General features: G+C 50.9%; 1 protein-coding gene. It reads left to right on the top strand.

The features are described 5' to 3' along the window. Positions 1 to 387, top strand: a 387-nt coding sequence (locus tag KH400_RS29985) for a hypothetical protein (protein ID WP_217228283.1), incomplete at both ends; no start/stop codon positions are given.

The following is a 387-nucleotide window of genomic DNA, read 5'->3' as shown; positions in this document are numbered from 1 at the left end:
AAGGGAGGGGGGAAGAAGGGGGAGAGAGGGAGAAAGAAGGGAGGGGAAGAGGGGAGGAGGGGGAGAAGAAAGGAGAGAAAAAAAGGGAAAAAAGAGGGAAGAAGAAGGAAGGAAAAGAGGGGAAGGAGAGGAAAAAGGAAAAAGGGAGAAGGAGGAAGGGAGAAGAGGAGGGAGAAGGAAGGAGAGAGAAAGAGGAAAGAGAAGGAAGAGGGGAGGGAGGAGAGAAAAAGGAGGAAGAGCAAGGAGGGGGGGAGAAAAGAGAGAGAAGAGGAAAAAAAAAGAAGGGGGGGGGAAGGGAGAAGGAAGAGGAAAAGAGAAAAGAAAGAGGGGAAGGGAAGGAAAGGGGAGGAAAAGAGAGGAAGAAAAGAGGAGGGAGCAGGGGAAGTA

The sequence above is a fragment of the Desertibacillus haloalkaliphilus genome (assembly GCF_019039105.1).
GTDB lineage: Bacteria > Bacillota > Bacilli > Bacillales > KJ1-10-99 > Desertibacillus > Desertibacillus haloalkaliphilus.
Note: the sequence above shows the minus strand (reverse complement) of the source record. Positions and strands in the feature narration are given on the sequence as shown.